Raw genomic sequence first — 25,341 nt, forward strand, 5'->3', positions numbered from 1 at the left:
CCATGGCCATCATCCGGCAGAACTGCGCCATCGCGGCCGTCGCCAACAAGAATGCGCGTATCATCTAGGCCCTGCTGGCCAGGAACGAGGAATACCGTCCCGCTGCTTGACGCGGGACGGTTGGATGTGCAGGCGAAGAAGGAAATGAACCGACCGGACGGACCCGGCGAACGGAGACCCTGGCTTTTGTATAGGCCCGAGAGGTCAACCATGTGTTGAGGGCCATGCTTCTCGGATTACCCATTTGGGCGCGCCACCATCAACCGGCGACGCCAAATAGATGTCAGCACCCGTCATGATCGGAGACTGCCTCGAAACGCTTGCCAAGGGACGCCCATCCATAGATGTAGAACGTCGGCTCGCTCACGCCGTGCTTCCGGCAGAGCTCGGCCGCGCTCAGCCCGGCCTGGTGCTCCTTCAGGATGCCGATGATCTGCTCATCGCCGAACCTGCTGCGCTTCATTGTCCGTCTCCTCTGTCGAGGAACAGACTAGCCTAGGAGTGGGGAAGTTTCAGGGGAGCAGGTCAATCGGACTGACCGGCGTAAGCCACATCGCAGGCGGTAAACCGTCGGCAGCCAAGCCACGCGCCTCGCCTAGCTCGTGCCCGTGTCGCCCCGGGCGGCGTCAATGTTGCGGATCACGGTGAGCAAGGCATGCCGGAAGGCATCGCGCTCGGCCTCATCGAGGCCGGCAAGCGCGAGGTCGTTGACCTCTTCGGCAAGTGGAACGAGCTTTTTTTCGAGCGCCCATCCGCTGGGTGTCAGGTGGATGTAGACGTTTTTCTGGTTACCTTCGCGCCTGACGCGCCTGACATATCCGAGTTTCTCCATCGCTTGCACCGCGCTTACGGCAGCAGGTTTGGCAACATGAGCGCGCCGGCTGAGATCGGTAATGCCGATCCCGTCGCACTTCCAAAGGATTCGCATGAACGTCCAGTGACCATAGGCCACCGAGCGCTCCGCCAGCTTATCCTGAAGCGCGCGCGCCGCGGCCTTACTGGCCAGCTTCAGCAGATGCGTGGCGCGGTCATGCGCGATAGATGAGTCCAGCGCCTCGGTTTTTTGATTGCTCATCTGCACGGCTCCTCTGCCTATGGATTCCGTCCGCAGCGACCATGTTGATGACGTTGACAGCGGGCGGCCATTTTAGTTAAATGGTTAACAATAGCGTACAGCGCGTGTCGAGATGTCCTCACAGACATCACGATAGAAACGGCATTTGCGACGCAAACTCAACAGCGGGAGGAGCGACCATGCTAACTCAGGAACAGAATGAAATGCTGACCCTCGTAGGCCCCGGCACCCCAACGGGGGAGTTGATGCGGCGCTACTGGCACCCGATCGCGGTTGAGAGCGACATGAAGGATAAGTGGACGATTCCGGTCCGCCTTCTCGGTGAGGACCTCGTGCTCTTCCGGGACCGAACCGGGAAACTCGGCCTTCTGGAAAGGCAATGCCCCCACCGCAGCGCGTCGCTCGTAAACGGTATCCCTACCAATGACGGGCTTCGTTGTCCTTATCATGGCTGGGCCTTCGGTCATGACGGCCAGTGTCTCGAGCAGCCCAACGAGCCGGAAGGTTCGAATTTCTGCAAGAAGATCAAGACGACCGCCTACAAGGTCGAGGCCCTGGGTGGGCTGATCTTCGCATATATGGGACCCGACCCTGCCCCGCTGCTGCCTCGGCTCGATGGCTTTGTTGCCGAGGGCACGGTGCGCATGATCGGCCGCACCGTGATCCCCTGCAACTGGTTGCAATGCATGGAGAACTCGCTCGATCCCGTACACACCGAGTGGCTGCACGGTCACCTGACCGAGTTCCTGAAGGAAGACCAGAACGTGAAGGTCGCGATCAGCGCCAAGCACAAGAAGATCGCCTTCAAGGAATTCGAGTATGGCATGACGAAGCACCGCCTGCTTGTCGGTCAGTCCGAGGAGTCCGACGACTGGAAGATCGGTCACCCGATCGTTTTTCCGAACATCCTTTCGGTAGGCAACGGCGAGGACGACGACCGCTATTACGCGTTTCAGATCCGCGTGCCGGTGGACGACACACACACGCTGCACATCTGGTTCACGGCCTTCGTTCCACCCCGCTCGGCGAAAGTGGCATCGCATCTGCTGGAAGAAGTGCCCGTCTACGAAGTTCCGATTTTCGACGAGAACGGCGACTACATCGTCGATAACGTGGACAACCAGGACATGATGGCGTGGATATCTCAAGGTCCGATCACAGATCGGAGCCGCGAGAGCCTCGGGTCCACCGACCAGGGCGTCGCCGCCTACCGACGGATGCTGCGCCGCGAGATCAAGAAGGTCGAGGCAGGCGAAGATCCGATGATGACCATTCGCGATCCCGAACAGAACGCGTGCATCGAGTTGCCAAACGAGAAAAAGAAGCACCACAACAGCGATGGCATGAAATCCTGGCTGGAGCGTACGCACATGCGCTACTCGCCCATCGTTGACGACCTCGTGGAGCTCTACGAGCCCGGCAGCGTGATGCCGGTCAAGGAACACGCCTGATCCCCACCCGGATCTCGCCGGGCGTCGAAAGATGCCTGGGGCGTGGGAGCACCGAAAGCTGCGGTCAGGCTAGCCGCCGCGCGCGGGCAAGTGACGGCGTTTGGTAGCCATGAACGCATTTCATAGAAGCTAGAAGGGTCATGCAGATGCCGACGGCAAGACTGGGCATGCTCGGGCTGGGCGCGGCAGGACAGGCATTCCTGCCATCGATTGCGCGCAGTCAGGCGTTTCGGCTTTGCGCTGTCTGCGACCTGTCGCCGGACACCGCGTCCGGCCTTGTCTATGAGGATGTTGCGATCTTCACCTCACCGGATGAACTGTTCACCGCACCTGGCATCGACGCCGTCTACATCGGCACCCCGACCGACATGCACCACGCGCATGTGATGGCGGCCCTCGCAGCCGGCAAGCACGTACTGGTCGAGAAGCCGATGGCGACCAGCGTTGCCGATGCCCTGGACATGGCCGAAGCCGCCGAGGCCGCCGGATTGGTCCTGTCCGTCGGCCATGCGCATGGCTACGACCTTCCGATCAAGATGATGCGGGACATTGTTCTGTCGGGCCGCCTCGGCCGAGTGCGGGTCGTGAATACGATGTGCTATACTGACTGGGTTTACAGGCCCCGGCGCCCCGACGAGTTGAAGGTTGAGCTGGGAGGCGGTGTCACCTATCGCCAAGGTGGACACCAGTTCGATATCCTCAACACTCTCGCCAACGACACCGCCCAGACCGTGACGGCTGCCACGTTTGACCTCGACCCGGGCCGCTCAACGATCGGTGCGCACAGCGCGATGATCACCTTCCGGAACGGGGCAGTCGGGAACGTCTTCTACAACGGTTATGGTCGGTTTCTGAGCACTGAGTTGACCGACGGGATTGGTGAATGGGGACACGAGGCGACCCCTCCGGAGCGGCCCCCGAGGGCTCCCGAAACCCCCGAAGCGGAGGCAGCCGAGATCGAGCTGAAGCGCGCGCGTGCACGCGGCGCGATACCCAGCGCCGCCCCCTACCAACCCCATTTCGGACTGACGCTGGTAACGGGCGAGAAGGGCGAGATGCGCCAGACGCGCGACGGACTTCTGGTCTACACGACGGACGGCGCCGAGAAGATCGAATTGCCGACGGATCTCACGCCCCGGGACCTTGTCCTGCAGGACTTCGCAGCAGCCATCGAGGGAAGCCGGCCATGTCTGCGAGACGGGCGTTGGGGCGCCGCCATCGTAGAGCTTTGCGCCGCGGTCGTGGAGGCCGGACGCACCGGACGTCGGATGGAACTGAAGCACCAGGTGTTCCAGGCTTAGGAACTGAAGGAGACGCAGAATGCCCGTGAAAGTAACCCGCAGCGATGCCCTGACGAAAATCAGGCTGCAGGCGGCGAGCGACGACAGCACCGTCGATCTCGACCTGACGACCCGGGAAGTGGATCAGCTGATCGGCGAGCTGGCGGAAATGCGCGCGAAGATGGCGCCGGCCCATACGGGGCGGATCTCCGACGAAACCGCTGCGCCGTTCCAGGCCGACAATCTTCTGTGGGAGACTTTTCCTGACCGAGCGCTTCGCGGGGTGGTGCTGGCTCTGAACCATGCGGGGCTGGGATGGATCGCCCTGCGCCTGTCGCGGGCGCAGATCGAGGACCTCGTGACCTCGTTCGAATTTTCCTTGGCGAAACTGATGATCGCCCGGCAGGCAGCCGAAACCGCGGACGACAAGACCGCCTGAATATGGGCGCAGCACAGGACGGGAGCGAAGAATGGACCACAACGACCTCCGGCAGAAAATGATCGATGCGGGCCGTGTGCTTTTTGCCAATGGTCAGGACGATTTTACCCGCGGTCATATCTCGGTGCGTCTGCCCGAAGACCCGTCCCTGTTCCTGATGAAGCCCCACAGCATCGGGCTGGACGAGCTAACACCTAAGAACATCCTGACGGTGGATCTCAACGGAAACGTCGTCGCCGGAACCGCGCGGCGGCACAGCGAAGTTTTCATCCATACCGAGATATTCAAGGCGCGCGAGGACGTGATCTCGATCCTGCACACCCATCCGACCTATTGCGTTGCGCTTTCAGCGACCCGAACGCCATTGCTGCCGGTCAGCCAGCCCGGCGCGTTGTTCCACCAATCGGTCGGCTATTATGAAGACACCATCAACCTGATCCGGTCCGCCGAGATGGGGGCAGGCATCGCACGCGCGCTCAACGGCAACCGTGCCGTCTTGCTCAAACATCACGGCATCGTCTGCACAGGCGCCAGTATCGAGGAAACGGTGATCGGCGCGATCATGCTGGAGAACGCGGCCCAGACCCAGATGATCGCTCAGGCCGCGGGTGAGCTTTCCGACTGTTTCCCCGACGAGGACATCGCGATCCTGAGGCAAAACATCTCCAAGCCCGAGCAGTTCACGATCAACTTCGACTACCTTGTGCGTCGTCTCGGTCGTTGAGTCGAGGGCACTCGCTGCCCACCCTCGCCACGATCACGCAACAGGAGACACGCAATGACCAAGCTGACACTGACCGTCGCTTCGGCCGAGATGATCGCCGAGGACATCAAGGAATTCCGCCTCGAACGCCCGGACAAGGCCGCGCTGCCGGCCTTCACGTCCGGTGCGCATATACATGTCGACGTGCCCAGTGGCGGGACGCGGCAATACTCGCTCGTCAATGATCCCGTCGATGACACGCAATACGTCATCGCGGTCAAGCGCGAGGCCGGCGGGACCGGAGGGTCTGTCAGCCTGATCGACAGTGTCGACACCGGTGACACGATCGAGGTGTCCGAACCTCAGAACGATTTCGAGCTTTCGGACAAGACGGGCGATGTGCTGCTGGTCGCCGGCGGCATCGGGATCACACCGATCCTGTCGATGGCGCGCGTGCTGTCACGTACCGGCAAGCGCCGCTTCCGCCTCGCCTACCTGACCCGCAGCCCCGAATTGACTGCCTATCGGCAGGAGATCCTTGACGGACCGTTGGCCGAGGTCTCCACGATCCATCATGATCGCGGGAACCCCGAGGACGCGTTCGACCTCGACACGTTCCTTCAGCCGCTGGACGATGTGGAAGTCTACTGCTGCGGTCCGACCGGCCTTCTGGCGGCAGTACGGGACAAGACAAGCGGCTGGCCCAGGGGCTGCGTGCATTTCGAGGATTTCGGAACGGACACGCCCGCCGAGCGCAGTGGCGACGAGGCATTCGTCGTGGTGATCAAGGAAACCGGTGCGCGCTATGTCGTTCCGCCCGGCAAGACGATCCTCGAGGTGCTGACCGAGCAAGGGCTCGACGCGCCCAGCTCCTGCGAAGCAGGGACCTGCGGGACCTGCCGGACGAAACTGGTGGATGGCGAGGCCGATCACCGGGACCTCGTGCTTTTCGATGACGAGTATGATGACAACATCATAATCTGCTGCTCGCGCGCGAAAACGCCCGAGATCACGATCAGCTTCGAGGCCTAGCCTCCCCTGCTCGCCTTCAGCTCAGACGGACGGGATCAATGTCATCGCGGGAACGAACCGTCCCAGGATCGTGGCGGGCCACGGAATGCTCATGAACATGTCGAACACCACGTAGATGAAGATCGAAGTTGATGCCGCGATAGGAAGGACAAGCTTCCAGGGTTCGCGGTTCTCCATGCGCATGAAGCCGATGACGAACAGGAACGATGTCGGGATCAGGCCGATCGCGCTCATCGAAGCCATGAAGCCTAGCATCCAGCCAAAGAACGTCCCGGCCCGTTTCACGATGGTCCCCACCGACATGCCCTGGTGATCGGACTCCAGGTCCATGTGCACTTCGCGGCTGCTGTCCTCTCCCGCAAGCGAGACCGAGGCCGTGCGCGGCCGCCACAGAACCTGCCCCAGCAAACTAAGCACGAGGCAGGCCAGCGCCACGCTGCCGACGACCAACGGCGCCAGGCGGGCCGCGGGGTCAAAGGTCGTCGCCTCCAGGACCATGACCCCCACAAGCACGATCAGCGCGATGGTGAAGATGTCCGGAAGGCGGAACACCGGCGCGTGGAACGGCGGCGCAGCCGTGCACGAGCGCCGCCTTTCGAGGTATTCCGAGATGAACGGGCGCACAATACCCAGCAGGGCAGCGAGAAGCAGGATCGCGACGAGCGGACGGAACAGCCACTCGTAGGAGTACCGGGCCGTGGAGATGAACATGTACCGCTCGATGATCGCCCCGAGGACGAAGCCAAGGATCAGCGGCGGGCGTGGCCAGCGCAGGCTCTTCATGGTCCAGCCAAGCACACCGAAGGCCAGCAGCGCGAAGAGATCTCCCCAATCACGATTGCCTTGGAAGGCGCCGATATAAACGATGCACAGTATGGTCGGAAGGATCAGGGTGTAGCGCAGGGTCGCGATCTTCGCGAGTTGACCGCTCAAGGCAAAGCAGATCCCCGCGCCAAGGATGTTGGCGATCGCGATGCTCCAGACCATCGAATAGGTAGTGTCCAGATTGGACGTCAGCATCGCAGGACCGGGCACGAGCCCGTGCACGAGAAACGCACCGAGCAGGATTGCCATGCTCGCGCTTCCCGGAACGCCGAACGCGATGGTCGGAACGAGGGCCCCGCCTTCCTTGGCGTTATTGGCACTTTCCGGGGCGATGACACCGCGCACGTCACCGGTGCCGAAGGTTTCCCGAGCGCCGGGAAGGCTCTTGGCCGCATAGCCGTAAGCGAACCAGTCGACCACGGCGCCCCCGAGTCCCGGGATCGCGCCGATCGCTGTGCCAAGGCTCGAACAGCGGATCACGAGCCAGAAGTTCTGGAACGCGTCGCGTGCGCCAAGGATCATGCCCCTCCTGACATTATGCTTGCTTCCACTAGCGATCGCGACCCTCCGCACGGCCAGATCACAGAGCTCGGGCAAAGCGAACAGGCCGAGCGCAATGGGCAGGAGCGGCAGACCGTCGTAGAGATAGAGCGTGTCCATGGTCCATCGCAGTTCGCCGGCCTGCGGATCGCTTCCGATCATCGCCAACATGATGCCAAGGCCGGCGACCCCGATCCCCCTGAGAGGCGAGCTTCCCGAGAGCACGGCGACCATCGAGATGCCGAAGATGGCGCAGGCAAGCAGTTCTGGCGAGCCCATGTAGAGCATCACAGGCCGCAGAACCGGGATCGTTACCGCCAGCAGCAGCGCCCCAAAGAGCCCGCCGATCACCGAGGACACGTAAGCCGCGCTCAACGCACGGCCCGCCTCGCCCCTCTTCGCCATCGCGTGCCCATCAATGACCGTCGCCTGCGAGGCCGCCGTACCGGGAACACCGAACAGGACGGCCGGGATCGTGTCACTGGTCGACGTGACAGCCGCGAGTCCGAGCAGGAACGCGAATGCCGAGACCGGCTCAAGCTGGAAGGTGAACGGCAATAGCAGGGCCATGCCGGCCAGCCCGCCAACCCCGGGCATGATGCCGAACATCAGGCCGAGCACGACGCCGGCCCCGAGATAGGCCAGCCGCTCGAACTGCATCATCATCAACAGGGCATCGCCCGCAGCTTCGATCATGATTTTCCCCGTAATGCCAAGAAGCCCTGATGACGGGCCAATCCAGTCCGTGCAGGTGCGGGCATGGTTTTTTTCTAGTGCGCCATCAGGACCGGTATCCGAAGGTCGCGCAGGATATCATTGGTGGTTCCCCCGATCAGATCCTCGCTGAACTTCGAGTGCTCGTAGGCCCCCATCACCAGCAGATCGGCGCCGCCAGCCTCGCAGACTTTTGTGATCACCTTCGCGACCGACCGGGTAGCCTTCTCTATGATGAAGTGCGGCGTCATTCCGTGGCGTTCTATTGCGAAACGCAGTTGCCGCGCCAGGAAATCATCCTCCGATTCAAGAAGCCCGACACTGACGATGCTGATCTCGTCGAACGGGCTGAGCAGATCGATCGCGTCGCCCAGAGCCCGTGCCGCTGCACGCTGCCCGTCCCAGGCCACCACGACACGATGGCCGACCTGGCGATCTTCCGGCCAGTTTCCCGGCACGATCAGGACTGGCTTTCCGCTGCGCAGGGCGACCACGTCGGGCCGGGCCGCATGCGGGCTGCTATCGGTCGTCGCGGCGGATGCTCCGATCAGTGTCAGGTCGAAATAGCGTCCGATCTCGGTGATCGCGGTATCTGCCCTGCCCTTCAGGTCAAGCCATGTAAGGTGATCCTCCGGCAGCCGGTCCTCGGTGGCCTCGTGGAACAGGCGGGTGATCGCCTCGCGTTCCGGCGCCTCGATCCTGTCGGCAATATTGCGGAATTCTCTCGAAAGCCCCCGCGTCGCAAGCCGGGACGGTGCGGACAGCACTCGCGGGCCCTCGTAGGCGAATGCGCCAGTAACATGGGCCCCATGTTTGGCGGCAAGGGTCAGGCCCAACCGCAGCGAAGACATGCCCCCCTTCATGCCATCAAAGGCAACGAGCAGATTGCGGATCGGCATGCCTCATTTTCCTCCGGTCGGCACGTTCGGCGTTCTGCCAAGGCGCCAAGGCGCGGAAGCACGCGCCGGCCCTTCGGTTTAAGGCCGGCGCGCCCGTCTTCACGTCACTGCTGAATGGCGACGATCTCTTCGATCACGGCCGGATCGGTCGCGTAGACACTCTCCACGACAGCCTGCATCTCCTCGCCGGTGGTCGGCGTGATCTCCAGATTGGTCGCCGCCGCTTCCGCGAGGAAATCGGGATCATTCATCGTGGCCACGAAGGCCGCGCGCAGCGCGGCAAGGCGGTCCGCCGGAACATTCGGCGGCGCGACATAGGGCCGGCCCATTTCCTGCGGCGCGACAATGAAGTTGATCAACTGGCGGCTGCGTTGGTCGGGCGCAAGGTCGATGGCCAGCGGAACGTCGGGAAGGTCAGGATGCGCATTGTTCGCGATCTGGACCAGCAGCGTGACCGAACCGTCCTCGACCATTTCCATGTTGCGCGACTTCACCGACGACCAAGACCAGCCACAGCGTCCACCAACTTCGCCGCGTTCCATCGCGAGCACCACGTCATTGCCGCCGGGATAGCCGTCGATTACCTCGAACTGGGTCCCGATGGTCGCGTTCAGGACCTCGGCGTGGAAGCCTGGATCTGAGCCGGCCCCTGTCCCGCCGACCAGAAGTGTCGACTCCATGACTTCTTCAATCGACTCGATGCCGGAAGCGCTGGTCGATGCGCAAAGCGACGTTTCCTTGTTTGCATTGCCGATATAGTTCAGCTGATCAGCTTGGAAGTCGGCCGCCTGGTTGCCGATCAGTGGCTCGAACGGAGCGCTTCGGGAGATGGTGCCAAAAACGGTGCCGTCCTGCGGAGCGGCCTGGTACAGCCAGTTGGTCAACCGCAGGCTGCCCGCGCCGGGCATGTTCTGCGCCACGACAGTCGGATTGCCGGGAATGTGCTTGCCGATATGGGATGCGATCGTGCGAGCGTAGGTGTCGTAGCCGCCCCCGACGCTGTAGCCTATGTAGAGTTCAACGGTCTTGCCTGAATAGAATTCCTCAACGCTCTGCGCCTGGAGCGGTGCCGCGAACATCAGGGCGCCTGCAACAGCGCCACTTATCTTCATGAACGAATTTTTCATTTGTTCCTCCTCGCCAAAGTGTTGTCGCGCAGGTCGCCCGTCTTGCCTTCGTCTCCCCTTCGAAAGCGTGGATGGGTATCAGTGTCCCGCACAGGTTCTGTTTTGGTCCTCGACCGGGGCGCCAAGGCAGTTGTCGATCAAGTCCAGCCCTCCTTTTCAGATTACGAATGACTCCATGGTCGACGCCGCGAAGATCTCCTCCGGCTTCAACCGCGTTTTCGACAGTCCCTGCTCGTGGTGGTAGCGCAGGAAGGTATCTATGGTGGTTCGGTTGCCCTCGAACCCGTAGGTCCAGAAATCCTTGCCCATGAACCGTTCGGCATCCTCGACATGCGCGACGAGCCACGGCAGGCTTGCTTTGAGGGCCGCGGTTTCGCGCAGGCCATCGAGCACGATGTCCTTTGACTGCGTCAGCGCCTTGAGAAGCGACTGGCAGACCCAGGGTGCCTCCTCGACGACGCTGCGCCGGACCACCACCGTATGCATTATCGGGAAGATGCCGGTGCGCGCGAAGTAATCGCGCTCGACAGCCTCGTAATCCTCGAAGAGGCGGCGGACCGATCCATCCCTGCCGGTATAGGTGCTGGGCTTGCGGGCCGTATAAAGCGCGTCAATCTCGCCGTCGCGCAGCATGGTCGCGAGCGTCTTGTCCGGGCCGATCGGTTCCACCCTGATCGAGCTCGGCAGGTCCAGATTCAGCTTCTCCTTGCGGTTCGGTGACTCCTCGCCGCCGGTCACGTAGGTCACCGAGTCGACCGGCACGCCATATTCGTCGCTCAGGATCCCGCGGATCCAGACCGGCGCCGTCATCTGGTATTCCGGGCACCCGATGCGCTTGCCAATCAGGTCCTTGGGCTCTTCGATGCCTGCGTTGGCATTCACATAGATCGAGCAGTGCCGGAAGAAGCGAGATGGAAAGGCCGGGATCGCAACGAATGGCTCATCGGCCCGAAAGCGCGATACGACATAGGACGACAGCGACATCTCTGCGGCGTCGAACTCCTGGTGCCTCAGCATCCTGAAGAAGGTTTCCTCGACCGGCAGGTTCAGGAAATTCAGGTCGATACCGTCGGCACGCACGCGTCCGTCTATCAGCGGGACCATGCGATCATAGTCCCAGCAGCCGAAGTTGATGGTCCTGCGACCCATGTCCGTGATCCTCCCTGACGCTGGCGATTTCAACTTCGCTTCTCGTCCGGCTGATCTTCACGCAGTCACGCGCACCCGTCCAATACAAAAGTTGCTGTTGAGCCCGCGAAAAATCTTTGGCCTTATGAGCCAAGCAATCGGGGGCGGCGCGGTGAACCTCAAGCAACTGATCTATTTCACGAAGATCATCGAGCATGGGAACATTACCCGCGCCGCCGAGCAGTTGAACCTCGCCCAGACCGCGCTTGGCATCCAGATCAGGAACCTCGAGGAGGAGGTCGGGGTCGCCCTGCTCGAACGGCATTCGCGAGGGGTCCGGCCGACCCGCGCGGGCAAGATCCTCGAAACGCATGCATACGAAATCCTGCAACGCATCGATACCGCCCTCGAAGAAGTTCGCGGGGCCACGGGGCTGGAAAAGAAGTCCTTCATTATCGGAGTGACCCCCAGCATCATGCGCCTTGTCGGGGCAGAGCTGCTCACGGTCTCGCAAACGGCAGACAGCGCCACGTTTCGTTTTGTGGAAGAGCTGTCTTTTCAGCTTCTCGCCGCGCTGACCCGCGACGAGATCGACTACGCCTTCGCCTTCAACATCGACCCGACGTCCGGCGTCTGCCGCGAGGCCCTGCTGGAGGAGCGCCTGTATTTCGTCACCGCCGATGACGGAGAGCGTGACCGGAGCCCGATCGGGCTTGAGGAGATATTGCGCACTGACCTGGCGCTTCTGTCGAGCCGCGACATCATCTGGAACATTATCCACAAGGCCGCCGCCCGCCGCTCACTCGATGTCGACGTCGCTTTCGAGGTCCAGTCGACGGGCGCTATCAAGGCCCTCGTGGAACGCGGCGTCGCAACAAGCGTCATGCCCTACGGGATCATTGCTCAAGAGCTTTCCCGGAAGGCATTCGTCGCGCGACCAATTTCGGAAACGGACGTGGTCCGCACGCTGTATCTCATCTGGTCGGAAAAAAGCGGCGCGGACGTACCCGCCAAGATCCGCGAACTTCTGCTTGGCCCGCTCGTGGCGCTCTATTCACGGCGGTTGGGCTCTCAGGCACGGCTGCTCTAGGTCAGTACAGTCCGGGAAGTTCCGCAGCTTGTTCCTACCGAAAAATGGGATTACCAGTAGTTAATCAGTTAACTAAACTTTGGCTCAGTGCCATTTGCGCTGGCGCGCGGATCGACCGGAGGGTCCGATGCCACTCCAACACCTGCCCTCGGTCTTGTTTACTGTAGCCCTTGGTCTCGCCGGCGGCTTAGTTGCGAGCTTTCTGGGACTGCCGCTTCCCTTCATGCTGGGTTCACTCGGTCTAACGGCGATCGTGTCCCTAGCCGGCGTTAAGATCGGGGGGCAGCCGCCCAAGATCCCCTCTCGAGCCAGAAACGCGATGATTCCCATCATCGGGATCATGATCGGCGCCAAGGTAACTCCGGACATTCTGGACCAGATGGCGCAATGGTGGCCGAGCCTTCTCAGCGTGATACCGTTCGTAATCATTGTCCAGCTTATGAACTACAACGTCCTGCGGCGCCTCGGCGGCTATGACCAGGCGACGGCGTTCTTCGCGGCCAACCCAGGCGGCGTCGCAGAGTCATTGCTGGTCGGCGAGGCAAATGGTGGGAATCCTGCTCTCATGACGATCCAGCACTTTGCCCGCGTGACGCTGTGCGTCATTCTGGTCCCGGTAATCCTGTCCATCGCCCTCGGAACCTCCGTGGGGTCGGCCGCAGGCACCACGTCCGAGCCTACCTACCGGATCCCGGGGCTGCACGAGGTGCTCATGCTTGGGATCGGCGGATACCTCGGCGTCCTCGTCGCAAGACGCCTGAAACTGCCGGCGGCGCTGCTGCTGGGCCCGTTCGTGGTCAGCGCGGCGCTGCACGCGACCGGCGTGACCACCGCGCAGGTTCCCGACCTGCTGGTCAACCTGGCGCTTGTGGTGATCGGCACGAACCTTGGAACGAAATTCTACGGTCAGGCGCCAAAGACGTTGCTGGGTGGATTCGGATTGTCGTTCGTCGCGCTGTTCAATGCACTGGTGCTGGCCACGCTCATCGCGCTCACGATTGCCGCGCTGCAGGAGGTGTCCAGAACGGTCGTCTTCGTCTCCTTTGCGCCGGGCGGCCTCGTCGAGATGGGCCTGATCGCAATCTCTCTGGGCTCTGATCCGGTCTTCGTCGCGGTGCACCACCTGGTCCGGATCATGGTCGCGGTAATCATCTCTCCCCTGATCTTTCAGTGGCTCATCCTAGCTCGGGAAAGCTGACGAAAAGCGCACCCTGCCGGGGTGGCAGCGGTGCCGAGGCACGCGGCAAAGGACATTGACAGTTCGAACGTCAAGAGGTTAAGCGATTAACAAAACGCTGTGGGCACCTATCCCGACGAAGAGGTGGCTGCCCGTCCAGAGACGCATAACGACGTCCCGCTGCCTTATTGGGCTCATAGGGAAAAGAGCTCAAAAACAATGTCCTGGGGAGGATTCGATGGAAGATGGAAAGCCGGGCACCGGCCGCTACAATTCTGACGTGATCGTCGATCTGATCAAGCAATACGACTTCCCCTTCATCACGATGAACCCGGGCGCCAGCTTCCGAGGACTTCACGACAGCCTCATCAACTACGGTGAAAACGATCCTCCGATGCTGCTCTGCCAGCACGAGGAAATCGCCGTCCAGATCGCCCATGGATACGCGAAGGTCACCAACCGCCCGATGGCGGTCATACTCCACAACCTGGTGGGGCTGCTCCACGCCAACATGGCGATCTACTATGCCTTCATCGACAGGGTACCGATCTTCATCATCGGGGCGACCGGTCCGATGCACGAGGGCAAGCGCCGGCCCGCGATTGACTGGACGCATACCGCACTCGTGCAGGGCGAAGCCGTCAGGCAATATACCAAGTGGGACTATCAGCCGACGGCCATCGAGGGCGTTCCGGAAAGCTTCGCCCGCGCCTATTCGATCATGACAACCGCGCCGCAAGGCCCGATCTACATGTGCTACGATGCCGCGATGCAGGAAGAGCCTCTGACCCGGGACATTCCCCTGCCACCGGCGAGCGCCGTCATAACGCCCAGCCCGATCATGCCCAACCCGGCCGATCTCGCCCGGATGGCGGATTTGCTCGCGGCCGCCGAGAATCCCGTTCTGGTCGCGCAGTATGTCGGCCGCCACCCCGTCGGGTTCGACAACATGATCGCCCTTGCCGAGACAACCGGTGCCGCGGTCTGGGATGCGAATGCCGCCCTGAATTTCCCCAATCGCCATCCCCAGAATGTCAGCTTCGATCGCGAGATCTTCCGCGACGCCGACCTGATTGTCGGACTGGACATGCGCGATTGGGAGAAGGAAACGCAGGAATACGTCCTGACCGAGCGCGAGGTGCGCCCGATTGCTCCCGAAAGCTGCACCTGGGTCGAGATCGGTATGGCAGAGGTCGGGATCAGCAAATGGGCCATGGACTATGGACGGATGCAGCCCTGCTCTATACGAGCGCTTGGCGATACGAGCCTTGGCATTCCCGAACTGACCCGCCTTTGCGCCGAGAGGATCGCGGCCGATCCCGCCGCCCCTTCCCGCATAGCGGCGCGCAAGGCGCGCCTGACAGACCGGCACGCGGAACGCTGGGAAGGCTGGCAGCTCGCCGCCCAGAAGAACCGCGATGCCTCGCCAGTCTCGGTGCCGCGCCTGTCCCTCGAAATCTGGGACGTGATCAAGGATGAGGACTGGGTGCTTACAGGCGGAACCCTCAAGGACTGGGCCCGCAAGACTTGGAATTTTGATGCCGCACACAGGCACCCGGGCATCGACCTGGGCACTGCAACCCAGATCGGGATCGCGCTCGGCGTGGGGCTCGCCCACAAGAACAGCGGGCGTATCGTGGTCGATATCCAGCCCGACGGCGACCTGATGTTCGACGCCGGGGCCCTCTGGTTCGCTGCGAAATACGAGGTGCCGATTCTGATCGTGATGTACAACAACCGCGCCTATTACAACGACTGGGCCCACCAGATCCACATGGCCGAGGCACGGGGCACGGATGTGGGCAAGGCCCATATTGGCATGGACCTTTTCGGCCCAGATCCCGATTTCGGAATGCTGGCGCGCAGCATGGGCCTGCATGGCGAAGGGCCCATCACCGATCCCGAGGAGGTCGCCCCGGCCCTGCGCCGCGCTCTCGAGGTGGTAAAGTACGGCAAGCCCGCGTTGGTCGACATCGTCACGCAACACCGGTGAGCGCAATGACGGAAACGCCAGATACCGCAAACCCGCCTGACCGCATTGGGATCGTCGGCCTCGGCAAGATGGGGCGTCCCGTTGGCCGCCACCTAAGAGCGGCAGGCTACAGCGTGACGGGCTTTGATCCCTCACCCGAGGCGGCAGCGTTGGCCCGGGAGGCCGGGATCGACACGCTCGAATGCACTGCCGCCCTCGCCGCGGTGTCGGACCTCGTGCTCGTGCTGGTCGGGTTCGATGACGAAGTCGAAGCCTCGGTCTTCGGACCCTGCGGCGTCATCGAAGGCGCGCATCCGGGAACGACGGTCGCCATCGGGTCGACCATATCGCCGAGCTATGCCCGGAGCCTCGCATCGCGGCTGGCGGACGGAGGAATGATACCGCTCGACGTGCCATCGGCACGCGGAGAGAAGGCTGTCGAAGAGGGCACGATCCTGCTTCTGGGGGCCGGCGACAAGGACACGTTCGATAGATGGCGCCCGGCCTTTGAAACCTTCTGCGCCGACATCCTGCACCTTGGCGATTTCGGCGCGGGCCAGATCGCCAAGCTGGCGAACAACATGATCCTGTGGGCCAGCATGGCGGCGAATGACGAGGCTTTGCGACTGGCCGAGGCACTGGGCGCAGACAAGGAGGCCGTGCGCGACGCCTTGTCAATCAGCAGCGCCCGGAACTGGGCACTGACCACGCGCGCCGAGGAAAAACCGATCCCTTGGGCGGAAAAGGACATCCGGCTAGCGCTGTCCGAGGCCGATGACCTCCAGTTTCCCCTTCACGTGGCGGCCGCTGCCGGCGAGGCGATGAAGGCATTCAAGGCACGGCACCAAATTCCCACGCCAAAGCCGACCCGGGGAAAATGCCGTTGATCGGTCGTATGCCGAACTCTGCCTGAGGTGCCCCTAGATTTGTAGCCGCTTTGCCCTCTTACTTTAAGCCGAGGAGGCGGACATGGGAACAAGCAATTACAGCGATGAGTTCAAGCGGGACGCGGTGCACCAGATCAGGGTGCGCGGGTATCCGTTGCGAGAGGTGTACAGTCCGCTTGGGGGGTTAGCAAGTGTTCTCTCTACAAGTGGCTGAAGCAGTTCGGGGAGCCGTCGCAGAAGCCGGGCGTGGACCATGAGGCTGAGAAGCGGCGCCTGAAGCGCGAGCTGGTTCGGGTGACCGAGGCGCGCGATATCCTAAAAAATGGCATCGGCGTACTTCGCGCGTGAGTCCCAATGAAGTATGCCTTCATCTGGCCGCATCGCGGGGAGTTCGGCATTTGGGCCATGTGCCGGGTGCTGCGGGTCCATTTCTCCGGCTTCCATGCATGACTCAAGGAGCCGTTAAGCCGCCGTGCGCAGGAAGACGCGCGCCAGACCGAATTGATCCGGCAGGCCTGGGCCGGCCGCGGCAAGATCTGCGTCTATCGCAAGCTGGCCAACGATCTGCGCGACCAGGGCGAACGCATCTCTGAGAACCGGGTGGCGCGTTTAGCGTCTCTGGCCAGGATCGCTGCACAGGTTGGTTACAAACGCCGTCCCGGCCGTTACGGCGGCAAGCCTGCGGTGTGGTCGGCGAGGACAGGCTGGAGCAACGCTTCGATGCGTCTCAGCCCGATCAGGTCTGGGTGACCCACATCACCTACATCAAGACCCATGAAGGCTGGCCATACCTGTGCGTCGTCATCTATCTGTACTTGCGTCGGCTTGTCGGCTGGTCCGCCCAAGTCCCGCATGACGACGGACCTCGCCCTGCAAGCCCTGCTGATGGCCGTGTGGCGGCGCAAACCCGCAGATAAGGTCATGGTCCACTCAGACCAGGGCTCCCAATTCACCGGCCGGGAGTGGCAGACGTTCCTGCGCCAGCATAACCATGAACCCAGCATGAGCAGACGAGGCAACTGTCACGACAACGCGTTCGCTGAAAGCTACGTTCAGATGCTGAAACGGGAGCGGATCAGACGTCGGGCCTACCCGACCCGCGATTTCGCGAGGCAGGGCGGTTTCGCAAGGACGCGAAGCGGAATAGGGGATCAGAACCCATCGGACGTGCGGTCCAGATGCTCCCGGATGCCGGCGAAAGCGCGACCTCGCAGCTCGTCGTATTGCTCGCAGAGCCGCACGTATGTGCCCCAGTGCATTCCCTGGGGCTTTTCCCAGGGGTCCTCGACCAGAATGCCACCCGGCCAGCCCAGTTTCCTCCGGATACGGTTCGCGCGGCGCGCGGCTCGCTCCCAAGGCCTCTCACGCTGCGAGGGATAAGTCAGCCGGTGGCAATGGCGGCAGGCGAAGACGGACCCGCCGTAGAGGATTCCAACCCGCCGGCCACAGCCTTGAACCGGACAAAGGAACCAGGGACGCTCTCCGCCCATATGGCAGGCTGTGGTGTCGAGCTGGACGGGATAGCACTGCGTCTGACTTTCGCCCCCGTCGTGATGCCGGTGGCGATGCGCGAGGATCACCCGCCCAGGCTCCGAACGGATGTCGAGCGATGCCGCTACCATGTCCCCGCGCTTCCACGTGATGCGGCGGCTGATCCCGCTATCCAAGACGCCTTCGCGTTTCAGCCATCGAACGTCGAGCGCGAGGTAGTCGTCCGTCGTATTTGCCTTGAGCTGCACGTGTCGCCCGCTACCAACGCCGCCCATGGCCCACCTCAGATTTTGCCGAAATCAATTGGGAACTCGCCCGGTACCGGGTCGTCAGGTTTCTTGCGGCGGTGCGCTGTCCAGCGATCTTGGAATGATCGATGGCAACGATCTTCCGAACAAAAACATTTAAAATCAATTTTTTGCCTTAGTGGAGAGCCGGAAAGCACGTTTCTGCGGACAAGCGGAGCGTGTAGTGCCCAGCACGTGGGGTACCATCCGCTCCTCTCTCTAAATGTCCTGTTCTTCCATCTTTCCATCTTTCCATGTGCATGAAAAACCCCGGCTTTTTCTGGGAGCATGGAAAGCAAGACGTCCGGTTTGCCCCCCTCAGCGGCTGGGTACCATGCAGTACACAGCTCCCTCCGGATGCCCCCCGAGACGAGCCGGGTACTGCGCATCACTCTCGCCCTGTTCTTACTGTGGTCATTAGTCATGCCTGCGATCTCCGGGCACGTACCGCATTGTCCTCGGCCAGGGGCTGCCGTGCGGCATGCGGCCATCCGGCACCCAGCCGAGCTTCTGCAAGATCGAGGCGATCCGTCGACCATCGTGCGGCGTCCGGCTCTGAATCGGCTTGCCGATGCCTGGCTTGGTCGTGAACTTCTCCGTGCCGTCCCGCTGCATGATCCGGACGTGCTCGTCCATGAGTTGCCCTGGGCAGACCTCGTCGAGACCATCAATGGCGGCCGCGATGATCCCCATCCACGGGTCGGCGACCTCGGCTTGCTGGCGGTGCTCTGCGAGCTTGGACCGTGCCTCGCCGGAAAACTCCCACCAGTTCCGGCCCTCGCGCTCGAATTCGCGCAGCAGGTGGACCGCCTCACCGACAAGCTGGTCGCGATCGCGCTTCATCGCTTCGACGTCGACCCGCTCAATGACAACCGGGAAGAAACGGTCGTTTCCGGTGTTGTCGCGCAGGTACTGTTGATCGTTCGTGGTGCCCCAGAACATGCAGCGACGCGGGTGCGTCCGCTCCTTGCGCCCATAGGCGGCCCGGAACGTGTCGTGCGACCGTGTCAGGAAGGCCTTCAACTCCTCCGCCTCGGACTTTCTCGCCACATCCATCTCGCCCATCTCGATAACCCAGTGGCGCCGCACATGATCCTGCGCGTCCTTTGTTCTCAGCGCCGGCAGACTGTCGCTGAACCACTCGGGCCTCGGGCACAGCGCTGCCAACCCCGAGGACTTCCCAATCCCCTGAGAACCTTGCAGGACAGGCACGATACGTTGATGGGCGCCGGGGTCCAGCGCACGCAAGACGAGCGCCATCATCGCGATCTCGCCCAACGCATCGGTGTAAGCGTTCTGCTCTGCCGCGATGAAATACCTGACAAACAGGTCCTGCGTTCGATACTCGCCGTCCCAGGTCGCAGCGCATCGTTCGACCCAGTCCTGCAGCGGGTCGAAACGGTTCGCCGCGCAAACCGCGTCGACTGCATCGCAAACGAGCGCCTTGGCGACATTCGCGAACCACGGGAAGCTGCGCTGCAGCCACAGGATCACAGCCAGGTAGTCATGGTCCTCGAGTGGTCGCGGTTCGAATGCTTTCGGTTTCTCGGCGTCTTCCGTGCCTGGTATGGGCACCATGAGGTAGTCGTCGCCGCTGAAGTCGTTCCGCGCAAAACAGTCCCGTGTCTCTGGGTGCCGCCTCAGGACAGTCTCGAGGTTCGCGATATTGGCGAGAACCGTTAACTTCCCGTTAGCACCGCGCTTCTTAACCAGCTGCTGGCGGATATCGTCGAGGCAGGCCGCCTCTTCGTCGGCGGTCGGCCGTTCGAGTTTCACGAGGTCTTTCATGCCCGGTCCTCCGCGTTTTGCGGCAGGGACAATCGTTCCCTCAAATCGGAGACGCTGGTTTCGAGCTGCTGCCGGATTAGGACGAGTTTTTCATCGCGCTGCGTCACTGCCTTATGGGCGCAACGGCAGACCTCCCGTTCGACCGCATCGGTCCAGCCGTCGCGGCCCGCCTTTCCATGTTGAAAGTGCCGCAGAAGGGTCGTCACAATCTCGTCGTAGCTGAACCCGGCCCGGCTCAGCAGCCCAGCGACTGACATGTCCATGGACGAGCGCGACTTGTCCTTCAAACCGGAGGTACCGCCGCGGAAGCGGTTTACCAGATCACAGTTACGCAGCGGGTCGCCCAGAAGACTCCGCAACTTTGGCAGAAGATCCGTGTCACCGACGTACTTGGGATCGGGGACTTCGGTATCGCGTAGGATACGCCCCTTGCCCGCGTTCAATTCGATGAGCAGGTTTATCACCGGTCGTGGCAGGGCCGCCGGTGCCCGATCGTCTATGACCGAGTATCGGCCCAACGTGTCGGTCCAAACAATGAACCCTCCGTCGCCCCGCACATCGAGGCCTTGAACCTTGGGTGCACTGTTGCCAAGGCTCAGGCATGGCGGCATCTGATAGATCAGATGACGGCCGCCCGAGGTGGTCCCGTGCGTTCGCGTCGGCGGTAGCTCGTGGCCACTCGCCCATTCATCGTAAGCGCAGCCGGGTTTGTAGCTGTCGACATCGAAGGCGAACAGGTTCGACCGCCGACCCATAGGGACGCCGACCGCGTTTGTGCCGCCCCAGTTGAACTCGCCGGGCTGGGTGTCGGGCGTGACTGCGCCCCACTTTACCAGTGGCTTCTTCTGCCATTTTCCGGTCTCGTCCTGCGCCAGCAGAACAGGGAAGGAGGGAATGCCAAACCGATCCCAGAGATCCGCGGCGAGTTGGTAGGCGGTGGGTCGATCAGACATCACCCACCTCCTTCCCGTGGTCAGCGCGCTTGAGCTTGGTCTCGGCCGCCATCCGCGCCCGGACCCATTTCAGGAGCTCAAGCCGGCTCGGGTAGATAATCCTGCCGTCGACCATCGACCAAGGGGCCCCTTCGCCACGACTGCGCTTCGTCGCCAAGGCGCCGGTCGTAGTACCCAGGAACTCAGCGGCAGCCGCCGCGTCGAGCGGCTGGCTCCAGTAGGCCGGATCAGCCTTGCTCTGGGCGTCGACCAGCTCCTCCACCGAGGCCTCTATGAAGTAGGCCGGGAGTGCGCGCACGAAGCGCGCAAATAAATCGTTATGGGTCATCGCTTGTCCTTTCCCCTCTCTCTGGGGCGCATGCCTCTTTTCGAGGAAACCACCGTGACGCCTGTGAAGCGCTCGGTTGGCGGCGTCACCTTGCGGCGGCGCGCTCACTATGCCCTATTCACGAGGCTTTCACCTCGAATGCGCTACATACATGTCGCGTGCGTCCCTGTGAAGGGGTCTAAATGCAGTATCGTAAATATGTCACAGGCATGTTCACCGCACCGACGTGACGTCTCACCCGAAAGAACTCGCTCCGAAAGATCGAAGCACCGTGCTGCATTGCTCAACCTTAATAAACAGAAAGTAACGTTATGACAGTGCTTTATAGCCACAACATATCGCCCTATATCGGCGCGGTGCGCTTCACCTGATGTATCTGGGCTGGCTGCTTCGGCTTTACAGGTGGTCCCGTCGTCCGCCCTCTCGCGCGTTGCGCTGGACCGTCGGGGGTGTGCTGGCACTCGCCGCGGTCATCTGGGCGCTCGAGACATGGCTGGGCCTGCCCGACTGGATGCAGATGGACCGCCCGCCGCGCCTCACCCCGATGCCCCGCTGAACCGCCGGGCCGTGCGGGAGCGCGCAGACGTTGCGCGCAGAAATGGTTGATGATTTGTTACGCATCTCAGGCATACTGACCGCGCATGTCCAAATAGGGAGACACGTCATGAAGACCAAGGTGATCGCTCTGGCCGCCGCGGCCGCGCTTGTCGCGCCCGCCGCTTTTGCGCAAGACGACTTTTCGGCGCAGCTCAAGGCGCGGCAAGGCCAGTTCCGCATCATGGCGCTGAACATCGGCGTTCTGGGCGGCATGGCCCAGGGCAAGATCGACTATGACGCCGAGGCGGCGCAGATCGCGGCCGATTCCCTGGTGGCGATCAGCGGGGTGCACCAGGGCAAGCTCTGGCCCGAAGGTACCGACGAGGTGATGCTGGACGGCACGCGCGCCAAGGCGGCGATCTGGGAAAACTTCGACGATTTCGCCTCGAAATGGGGGGATTTCGGCGAACAGGCCGCCGCGATGCAGGCGGTCGCCGGCGACGGGCTGGACGCCGTGGGCCCCGCGCTTCAGCAGCTCGGCGGCACCTGCAAGGCGTGCCACGACGAGTATCGCGCGCCCGAAGACTGATCCCGCGCCATGCGCCGCCTGCTGACAGGTTTCATCGTGCTCGCCGCCCTGATCGGGGCGGCGGGCTGGTTTCTGAGCGCTCCGCAGAGCGCCGACGCCGCGCTCTATGCCGGGCTGGAGGGCGACCCGGCCGCGGGCGAGAGGATCTTTCACGCCGCGGGCTGCGCGTCCTGCCATGCCGCCCCGGACGCGGAGGGCGAGGCCCGGCTGGTTCTGGCCGGCGGCGCGCGGTTCGAAAGCGATTTCGGAACCTTCGTCGCGCCCAACATCTCTCCGGATCCGGACGCGGGCATCGGCGGATGGAGCCTCGAAGCGTTCGCCACCGCGCTGACGAAGGGCGTCGCGCCGGACGGGCGCCATTACTACCCCGCCTTTCCCTACACGGCCTACGCCAAGATGGCGCCGCAGGACGTGGCCGATCTGAAGGCCTACATGGACAGGCTGCCCCCCTCGGACGCCGGAAGCGCGCCGCACGAGGTCGGGTTTCCCTTCACCCTGACGCGCGGGATCGGGCTTTGGAAACGCGCCTTTCTCGACGAGGGGTGGGTCGTGACGGATGCGCCCGGCGCGGAACTGGAGCGCGGCCGCTACCTTGTCGAGGCGCTGGGCCATTGCGCCGAATGCCACACCCCGCGAAACTTCGCCGGCGCGCTCGACATCGGGCGCTGGATGACGGGAGCTCCCAATCCTTCGGGGCGCGGGCGCATTCCCGCGATCACGCCCGACGAGCTTGGCTGGGACGCGTCCGAAATCGCCTGGTATCTCGAGTCGGGTTTCACGCCGGACTACGACAGCGCGGGCGGCAGCATGGCCAAGGTGGTCACCGGCCTTTCAAAGTTGCCCGACGAGGATCGCGCGGCGATCGCGGCCTATCTGCTGGCCCTGCCCCGCGACGGGTGAAAGGCCGCCGGGGCCGGGCCGTTCAGGACGCGTCCTGCCCCAGGCGGGCCAGCCGATTCTCCCGAAGCCGGGCGAAATCCTCGCCCGCGTGGTAGGAAGAGCGCGTGAGCGGGGTCGCGGACACCATCAGGAACCCCTTGCCCCAGGCCGCCTTCTCGTAGGAGCGGAACTCGTCCGGCGTGATGAAGCGATCGACCCGGTGATGCTTCGAGGTGGGCTGGAGGTACTGACCGATCGTCAGGAAATCCACGTCGGCCGAGCGCATGTCGTCCATCACCTGCAGCACCTGCGCGCGCGCCTCGCCGAGGCCGACCATGACGCCCGACTTGGTGAAGATCGTCGGATCGATCTCCTTCACCCGCTGCAGGAGGCGCAGGGAATGGAAGTAGCGCGCGCCGGGCCGCACCTCGGGATAGAGCCCCGGCACCGTCTCGAGGTTGTGATTGAAGACGTCCGGCCGCGCCTCGACCACGGTTTCGAGGGCGGAGTCGGCGCAGCGCAGGAAATCTGGCGTCAGCACCTCGATCGTGGTCTCGGGGCTGCGGTGGCGGATCGCGCGGATGGTCTGCGCGAAATGCTCCGCCCCGCCATCCTCGAGGTCGTCGCGGTCCACGCTGGTGATGACGACATGGTTGAGGCCGAGCTTCTCCACCGCGTGGGCCACGCGCCCCGGCTCGAACACGTCGAGCGCCTCGGGCCGCCCGGTCGCCACGTTGCAGAACGTGCAGCCGCGGGTGCAGATCTCGCCCATGATCATCATGGTGGCGTGACCCTGGCTCCAGCATTCGCCGACATTGGGGCAGCCCGCCTCCTCGCAGACGGTGACGAGGCGGTTCTCGCGGATGATGTCGCGGGTTTCCTTGTAGCCCTCGCTCACCGGCGCCTTGACGCGGATCCAGTCGGGCTTGCGCGGCCGCTCGGTATCGGGGCGGTGCGCCTTTTCGGGGTGGCGCTGGGCGGGGTCGGCGAGGTCGCGCATCATGCCTCCGGGCGTTTGCTTCACAGGGAAGCATAGTCCTCGCGACGGGCGGTGACCAGTGCGGCAACGCCGCGCCCCGTCTCAGCCGATCATCGGCCCGCCCGGCCCCTGCGTTTCGTCGTAGTGCCGCTTGAGCCGTTGCAGCGCGATGCGCAGCACGATCTTGCCCGAGCGCGCGGACCAGCCCAGCCGGCGCTCGGCGCTTTCGAGCCCTTCGAGGTAGCAACAGCACCGCAACGCGACGTCGCCGAGCCCCGGTCCGAGATCGCGCAGCGCCGCGGCGACACGTTCGCGCGCGGCTTCCGACGCGCCGCGGCCGCCCGCAGGCGGCGCCCCGGTGCAACCGGCCGTCAGGAAGCGCTGCCAGTTCTGGGTGACGGCGCTGCCCACCTGCGCAAGCTCGAAATCTTCGCGCAGGCGCTCGCCCGCGCGCAGCAGTGCCTCCGGCAGGAACGGCGCGCCGTCGCGGTCGCGCCGCCGCGCAAGCGCGACAAGCGGGGTATCCTGCGCGCAATAGCGCCCGCGCCGCGCCGCGCTCGCGCGGTAGCGGGCCTGAGCCTCGCCGAACCCGGTCGCGTCGTCGTCGCGCTCGCCCGCGAACTCCTGAAGCGCGCTCCGGCCTGCCGCGGTCAGCGCGTATTGCGCGATGCGCCCGGGCTTCAGACACTCGATCCATTCCTTGAGGGCGAGCGCCTGCGCCACCTCGGCATCCAGCACCGCGGTGCGGATCGACGTGCCGTCCGGCGTGTCGCGCACCACCACGGCCTTCTCCATCCCCTCGGCCACGGCGAGACGCGCGCCGGTTTCGGCCATGCGGGACAGCACGCGCCGCGCCTCGCGCGTCAGGGTGTCTCCGTCCATGAGCGGCGCGCCCCGGAGCTGGGCCGCGCGGGCTGCGCCGCGGTCCGGGAAAAGCGCGGTGCCCAGCCCGCGCAACGCCGCATCGGTCAGCGGGTCGTCGCGCCGCGCCTCGATGCGGCGCACCTGCCGCAGCACCGTCGATGCGTGGCACCCCGCGCTTCGGGCGAGATGGCGGATCGTGAGTCCTGCCTCGGTATGGGCGAGATAATGCACGGCCGCCGCCGGAACCCAGTCCGGACAGGCGACCGGAAAGGAGCGGCCTTCGCTCCGCGCTATCGGCGTCGATCCC

General features: G+C 63.3%; 23 protein-coding genes and 2 pseudogenes. 13 read left to right on the forward strand and 12 right to left on the reverse strand.

The window, feature by feature from the left end:
• Positions 1-346: 346 nt before the first annotated feature.
• Positions 347-463 (reverse strand): annotated as a pseudogene (locus AB6A65_RS13500) (transposase); the annotation flags it as partial.
• 132 nt (positions 464-595) lie between these two features.
• The gene (locus AB6A65_RS13505; RefSeq protein ID WP_371038916.1) at positions 596-1,075 is read right to left on the reverse strand and encodes a MarR family winged helix-turn-helix transcriptional regulator; all 480 of its coding nucleotides are present in this window, start codon (positions 1,073-1,075) and stop codon (positions 596-598) included.
• Between the two features lie 179 nt (positions 1,076-1,254).
• Between AB6A65_RS13505 and AB6A65_RS13510 the strand changes: the two genes are divergently transcribed.
• The 5 genes from AB6A65_RS13510 (at position 1,255) to AB6A65_RS13530 (ending at position 5,980) form a co-directional block, all read left to right on the forward strand.
• On the forward strand, positions 1,255-2,526 hold the full coding sequence (locus AB6A65_RS13510) for a Rieske 2Fe-2S domain-containing protein (protein ID WP_371038917.1): 1,272 nt from the start codon (positions 1,255-1,257) through the stop codon (positions 2,524-2,526).
• A gap of 140 nt (positions 2,527-2,666) precedes the next feature.
• Positions 2,667-3,827 (forward strand): Gfo/Idh/MocA family oxidoreductase, encoded by a 1,161-nt coding sequence (locus AB6A65_RS13515; protein WP_371038918.1) that lies wholly within the window; start codon positions 2,667-2,669, stop codon positions 3,825-3,827.
• Positions 3,828-3,852: 25 nt separating this feature from the next.
• Entirely contained in the window at positions 3,853-4,245 is a 393-nt protein-coding gene (locus tag AB6A65_RS13520; protein ID WP_371038919.1) for a hypothetical protein, read from the forward strand.
• Positions 4,246-4,276: 31 nt separating this feature from the next.
• The gene (locus AB6A65_RS13525; protein WP_371038920.1) at positions 4,277-4,969 is read left to right on the forward strand and encodes a class II aldolase/adducin family protein; all 693 of its coding nucleotides are present in this window, start codon (positions 4,277-4,279) and stop codon (positions 4,967-4,969) included.
• Positions 4,970-5,023: 54 nt separating this feature from the next.
• Entirely contained in the window at positions 5,024-5,980 is a 957-nt protein-coding gene (locus AB6A65_RS13530) for a 2Fe-2S iron-sulfur cluster-binding protein (RefSeq protein WP_371038921.1), read from the forward strand.
• A gap of 21 nt (positions 5,981-6,001) precedes the next feature.
• Here AB6A65_RS13530 and AB6A65_RS13535 read toward each other — a convergent pair whose 3' ends face one another.
• The 4 genes from AB6A65_RS13535 to AB6A65_RS13550 form a co-directional block, all read right to left on the reverse strand.
• Complete coding sequence (locus AB6A65_RS13535; protein ID WP_371038922.1) at positions 6,002-8,041, reverse strand: tripartite tricarboxylate transporter permease; 2,040 nt, start codon at positions 8,039-8,041, stop codon at positions 6,002-6,004.
• A gap of 74 nt (positions 8,042-8,115) precedes the next feature.
• Complete coding sequence (locus AB6A65_RS13540; protein ID WP_371038923.1) at positions 8,116-8,958, reverse strand: universal stress protein; 843 nt, start codon at positions 8,956-8,958, stop codon at positions 8,116-8,118.
• Positions 8,959-9,062: 104 nt separating this feature from the next.
• Positions 9,063-10,085 carry a Bug family tripartite tricarboxylate transporter substrate binding protein gene (locus AB6A65_RS13545; RefSeq protein WP_371038924.1) on the reverse strand — a complete coding sequence of 341 codons (1,023 nt, stop codon included), beginning with the start codon at positions 10,083-10,085 and terminating at the stop codon, positions 9,063-9,065.
• Positions 10,086-10,241: 156 nt separating this feature from the next.
• Entirely contained in the window at positions 10,242-11,234 is a 993-nt protein-coding gene (locus tag AB6A65_RS13550) for an ABC transporter substrate-binding protein (protein WP_371038925.1), read from the reverse strand.
• Between AB6A65_RS13550 and AB6A65_RS13555 the strand changes: the two genes are divergently transcribed.
• The 5 genes and pseudogenes from AB6A65_RS13555 to AB6A65_RS13575 form a co-directional block, all read left to right on the forward strand.
• The gene (locus AB6A65_RS13555; RefSeq protein WP_371038926.1) at positions 11,233-12,303 is read left to right on the forward strand and encodes a LysR family transcriptional regulator; all 1,071 of its coding nucleotides are present in this window, start codon (positions 11,233-11,235) and stop codon (positions 12,301-12,303) included. The two genes, AB6A65_RS13550 and AB6A65_RS13555, sit on opposite strands and share 2 nt — an antisense overlap.
• Before the next feature lie 127 nt (positions 12,304-12,430).
• Positions 12,431-13,501 (forward strand): AbrB family transcriptional regulator, encoded by a 1,071-nt coding sequence (locus AB6A65_RS13560; RefSeq protein WP_371038927.1) that lies wholly within the window; start codon positions 12,431-12,433, stop codon positions 13,499-13,501.
• A gap of 217 nt (positions 13,502-13,718) precedes the next feature.
• Positions 13,719-15,473, forward strand: coding sequence for a thiamine pyrophosphate-binding protein (locus AB6A65_RS13565; protein ID WP_371038928.1), 1,755 nt, complete (start codon positions 13,719-13,721; stop codon positions 15,471-15,473).
• Positions 15,474-15,478: 5 nt separating this feature from the next.
• On the forward strand, positions 15,479-16,339 hold the full coding sequence (locus AB6A65_RS13570; protein ID WP_371038929.1) for an NAD(P)-dependent oxidoreductase: 861 nt from the start codon (positions 15,479-15,481) through the stop codon (positions 16,337-16,339).
• Between the two features lie 82 nt (positions 16,340-16,421).
• Positions 16,422-17,464: pseudogene (locus tag AB6A65_RS13575) on the forward strand (IS3 family transposase); the annotation flags it as partial.
• 26 nt (positions 17,465-17,490) lie between these two features.
• Here the strand turns inward: AB6A65_RS13575 and AB6A65_RS13580 are convergent.
• The 4 genes from AB6A65_RS13580 to AB6A65_RS13595 all read right to left on the reverse strand — a co-directional run bounded on the left by AB6A65_RS13580 (position 17,491) and on the right by AB6A65_RS13595 (position 21,186).
• Positions 17,491-18,078: a hypothetical protein gene (locus AB6A65_RS13580; protein WP_371039025.1), complete on the reverse strand. Its 588-nt coding sequence runs from the start codon at positions 18,076-18,078 to the stop codon at positions 17,491-17,493.
• 456 nt (positions 18,079-18,534) lie between these two features.
• Positions 18,535-19,905: a VapE domain-containing protein gene (locus AB6A65_RS13585; RefSeq protein ID WP_371038930.1), complete on the reverse strand. Its 1,371-nt coding sequence runs from the start codon at positions 19,903-19,905 to the stop codon at positions 18,535-18,537.
• The gene (locus AB6A65_RS13590) at positions 19,902-20,858 is read right to left on the reverse strand and encodes a bifunctional DNA primase/polymerase (RefSeq protein ID WP_371038931.1); all 957 of its coding nucleotides are present in this window, start codon (positions 20,856-20,858) and stop codon (positions 19,902-19,904) included. The genes AB6A65_RS13585 and AB6A65_RS13590 overlap by 4 nt, the downstream gene beginning before the upstream one ends.
• The gene (locus AB6A65_RS13595) at positions 20,851-21,186 is read right to left on the reverse strand and encodes a hypothetical protein (protein ID WP_371038932.1); all 336 of its coding nucleotides are present in this window, start codon (positions 21,184-21,186) and stop codon (positions 20,851-20,853) included. The genes AB6A65_RS13590 and AB6A65_RS13595 overlap by 8 nt, the downstream gene beginning before the upstream one ends.
• Before the next feature lie 370 nt (positions 21,187-21,556).
• Here AB6A65_RS13595 and AB6A65_RS13600 point away from each other — a divergent pair, with 370 nt between their 5' ends.
• The 3 genes from AB6A65_RS13600 to AB6A65_RS13610 all read left to right on the forward strand — a co-directional run bounded on the left by AB6A65_RS13600 (position 21,557) and on the right by AB6A65_RS13610 (position 23,212).
• The gene (locus AB6A65_RS13600; RefSeq protein WP_371038933.1) at positions 21,557-21,742 is read left to right on the forward strand and encodes a hypothetical protein; all 186 of its coding nucleotides are present in this window, start codon (positions 21,557-21,559) and stop codon (positions 21,740-21,742) included.
• A 108-nt stretch (positions 21,743-21,850) separates the two neighbouring features.
• Positions 21,851-22,312 carry a cytochrome c gene (locus tag AB6A65_RS13605; protein ID WP_371038934.1) on the forward strand — a complete coding sequence of 154 codons (462 nt, stop codon included), beginning with the start codon at positions 21,851-21,853 and terminating at the stop codon, positions 22,310-22,312.
• A 9-nt stretch (positions 22,313-22,321) separates the two neighbouring features.
• On the forward strand, positions 22,322-23,212 hold the full coding sequence (locus AB6A65_RS13610; RefSeq protein WP_371038935.1) for a c-type cytochrome: 891 nt from the start codon (positions 22,322-22,324) through the stop codon (positions 23,210-23,212).
• A gap of 22 nt (positions 23,213-23,234) precedes the next feature.
• Here the strand turns inward: AB6A65_RS13610 and lipA are convergent, their stop codons facing one another.
• Positions 23,235-24,191, reverse strand: a complete 957-nt coding sequence (gene lipA / locus AB6A65_RS13615) for a lipoyl synthase (protein WP_371038936.1) — start codon at positions 24,189-24,191, stop codon at positions 23,235-23,237.
• Between the two features lie 81 nt (positions 24,192-24,272).
• Entirely contained in the window at positions 24,273-25,265 is a 993-nt protein-coding gene (locus tag AB6A65_RS13620) for a DUF6456 domain-containing protein (protein ID WP_371038937.1), read from the reverse strand.
• Between the last annotated feature and the right edge of the window lie 76 nt (positions 25,266-25,341).

The sequence above is a fragment of the Rhodosalinus sp. FB01 genome, from assembly GCF_041365715.1.
Taxonomy (GTDB): domain Bacteria; phylum Pseudomonadota; class Alphaproteobacteria; order Rhodobacterales; family Rhodobacteraceae; genus Rhodosalinus.

Bases quoted from the DNA above. Each gene is read 5' to 3' on its own strand.
- AB6A65_RS13505 (WP_371038916.1), bottom strand. From the start codon at position 1,075: ATGAGCAATCAAAAAACCGAGGCGCTGGACTCATCTATCGCGCATGAC.
- AB6A65_RS13510 (WP_371038917.1), top strand. From the start codon at position 1,255: ATGCTAACTCAGGAACAGAATGAAATGCTGACCCTCGTAGGCCCCGGC.
- AB6A65_RS13515 (WP_371038918.1), top strand. From the start codon at position 2,667: ATGCAGATGCCGACGGCAAGACTGGGCATGCTCGGGCTGGGCGCGGCA.
- AB6A65_RS13525 (WP_371038920.1), top strand. From the start codon at position 4,277: ATGGACCACAACGACCTCCGGCAGAAAATGATCGATGCGGGCCGTGTG.
- AB6A65_RS13530 (WP_371038921.1), top strand. From the start codon at position 5,024: ATGACCAAGCTGACACTGACCGTCGCTTCGGCCGAGATGATCGCCGAG.
- AB6A65_RS13535 (WP_371038922.1), bottom strand. From the start codon at position 8,041: ATGATCGAAGCTGCGGGCGATGCCCTGTTGATGATGATGCAGTTCGAG.
- AB6A65_RS13540 (WP_371038923.1), bottom strand. From the start codon at position 8,958: ATGCCGATCCGCAATCTGCTCGTTGCCTTTGATGGCATGAAGGGGGGC.
- AB6A65_RS13545 (WP_371038924.1), bottom strand. From the start codon at position 10,085: ATGAAAAATTCGTTCATGAAGATAAGTGGCGCTGTTGCAGGCGCCCTG.
- AB6A65_RS13555 (WP_371038926.1), top strand. From the start codon at position 11,233: ATGTCCGTGATCCTCCCTGACGCTGGCGATTTCAACTTCGCTTCTCGT.
- AB6A65_RS13550 (WP_371038925.1), bottom strand. From the start codon at position 11,234: ATGGGTCGCAGGACCATCAACTTCGGCTGCTGGGACTATGATCGCATG.
- AB6A65_RS13560 (WP_371038927.1), top strand. From the start codon at position 12,431: ATGCCACTCCAACACCTGCCCTCGGTCTTGTTTACTGTAGCCCTTGGT.
- AB6A65_RS13565 (WP_371038928.1), top strand. From the start codon at position 13,719: ATGGAAGATGGAAAGCCGGGCACCGGCCGCTACAATTCTGACGTGATC.
- AB6A65_RS13570 (WP_371038929.1), top strand. From the start codon at position 15,479: ATGACGGAAACGCCAGATACCGCAAACCCGCCTGACCGCATTGGGATC.
- AB6A65_RS13585 (WP_371038930.1), bottom strand. From the start codon at position 19,905: ATGAAAGACCTCGTGAAACTCGAACGGCCGACCGCCGACGAAGAGGCG.
- AB6A65_RS13590 (WP_371038931.1), bottom strand. From the start codon at position 20,858: ATGTCTGATCGACCCACCGCCTACCAACTCGCCGCGGATCTCTGGGAT.
- AB6A65_RS13595 (WP_371038932.1), bottom strand. From the start codon at position 21,186: ATGACCCATAACGATTTATTTGCGCGCTTCGTGCGCGCACTCCCGGCC.
- AB6A65_RS13600 (WP_371038933.1), top strand. From the start codon at position 21,557: ATGTATCTGGGCTGGCTGCTTCGGCTTTACAGGTGGTCCCGTCGTCCG.
- AB6A65_RS13605 (WP_371038934.1), top strand. From the start codon at position 21,851: ATGAAGACCAAGGTGATCGCTCTGGCCGCCGCGGCCGCGCTTGTCGCG.
- AB6A65_RS13610 (WP_371038935.1), top strand. From the start codon at position 22,322: ATGCGCCGCCTGCTGACAGGTTTCATCGTGCTCGCCGCCCTGATCGGG.
- lipA (WP_371038936.1), bottom strand. From the start codon at position 24,191: ATGCGCGACCTCGCCGACCCCGCCCAGCGCCACCCCGAAAAGGCGCAC.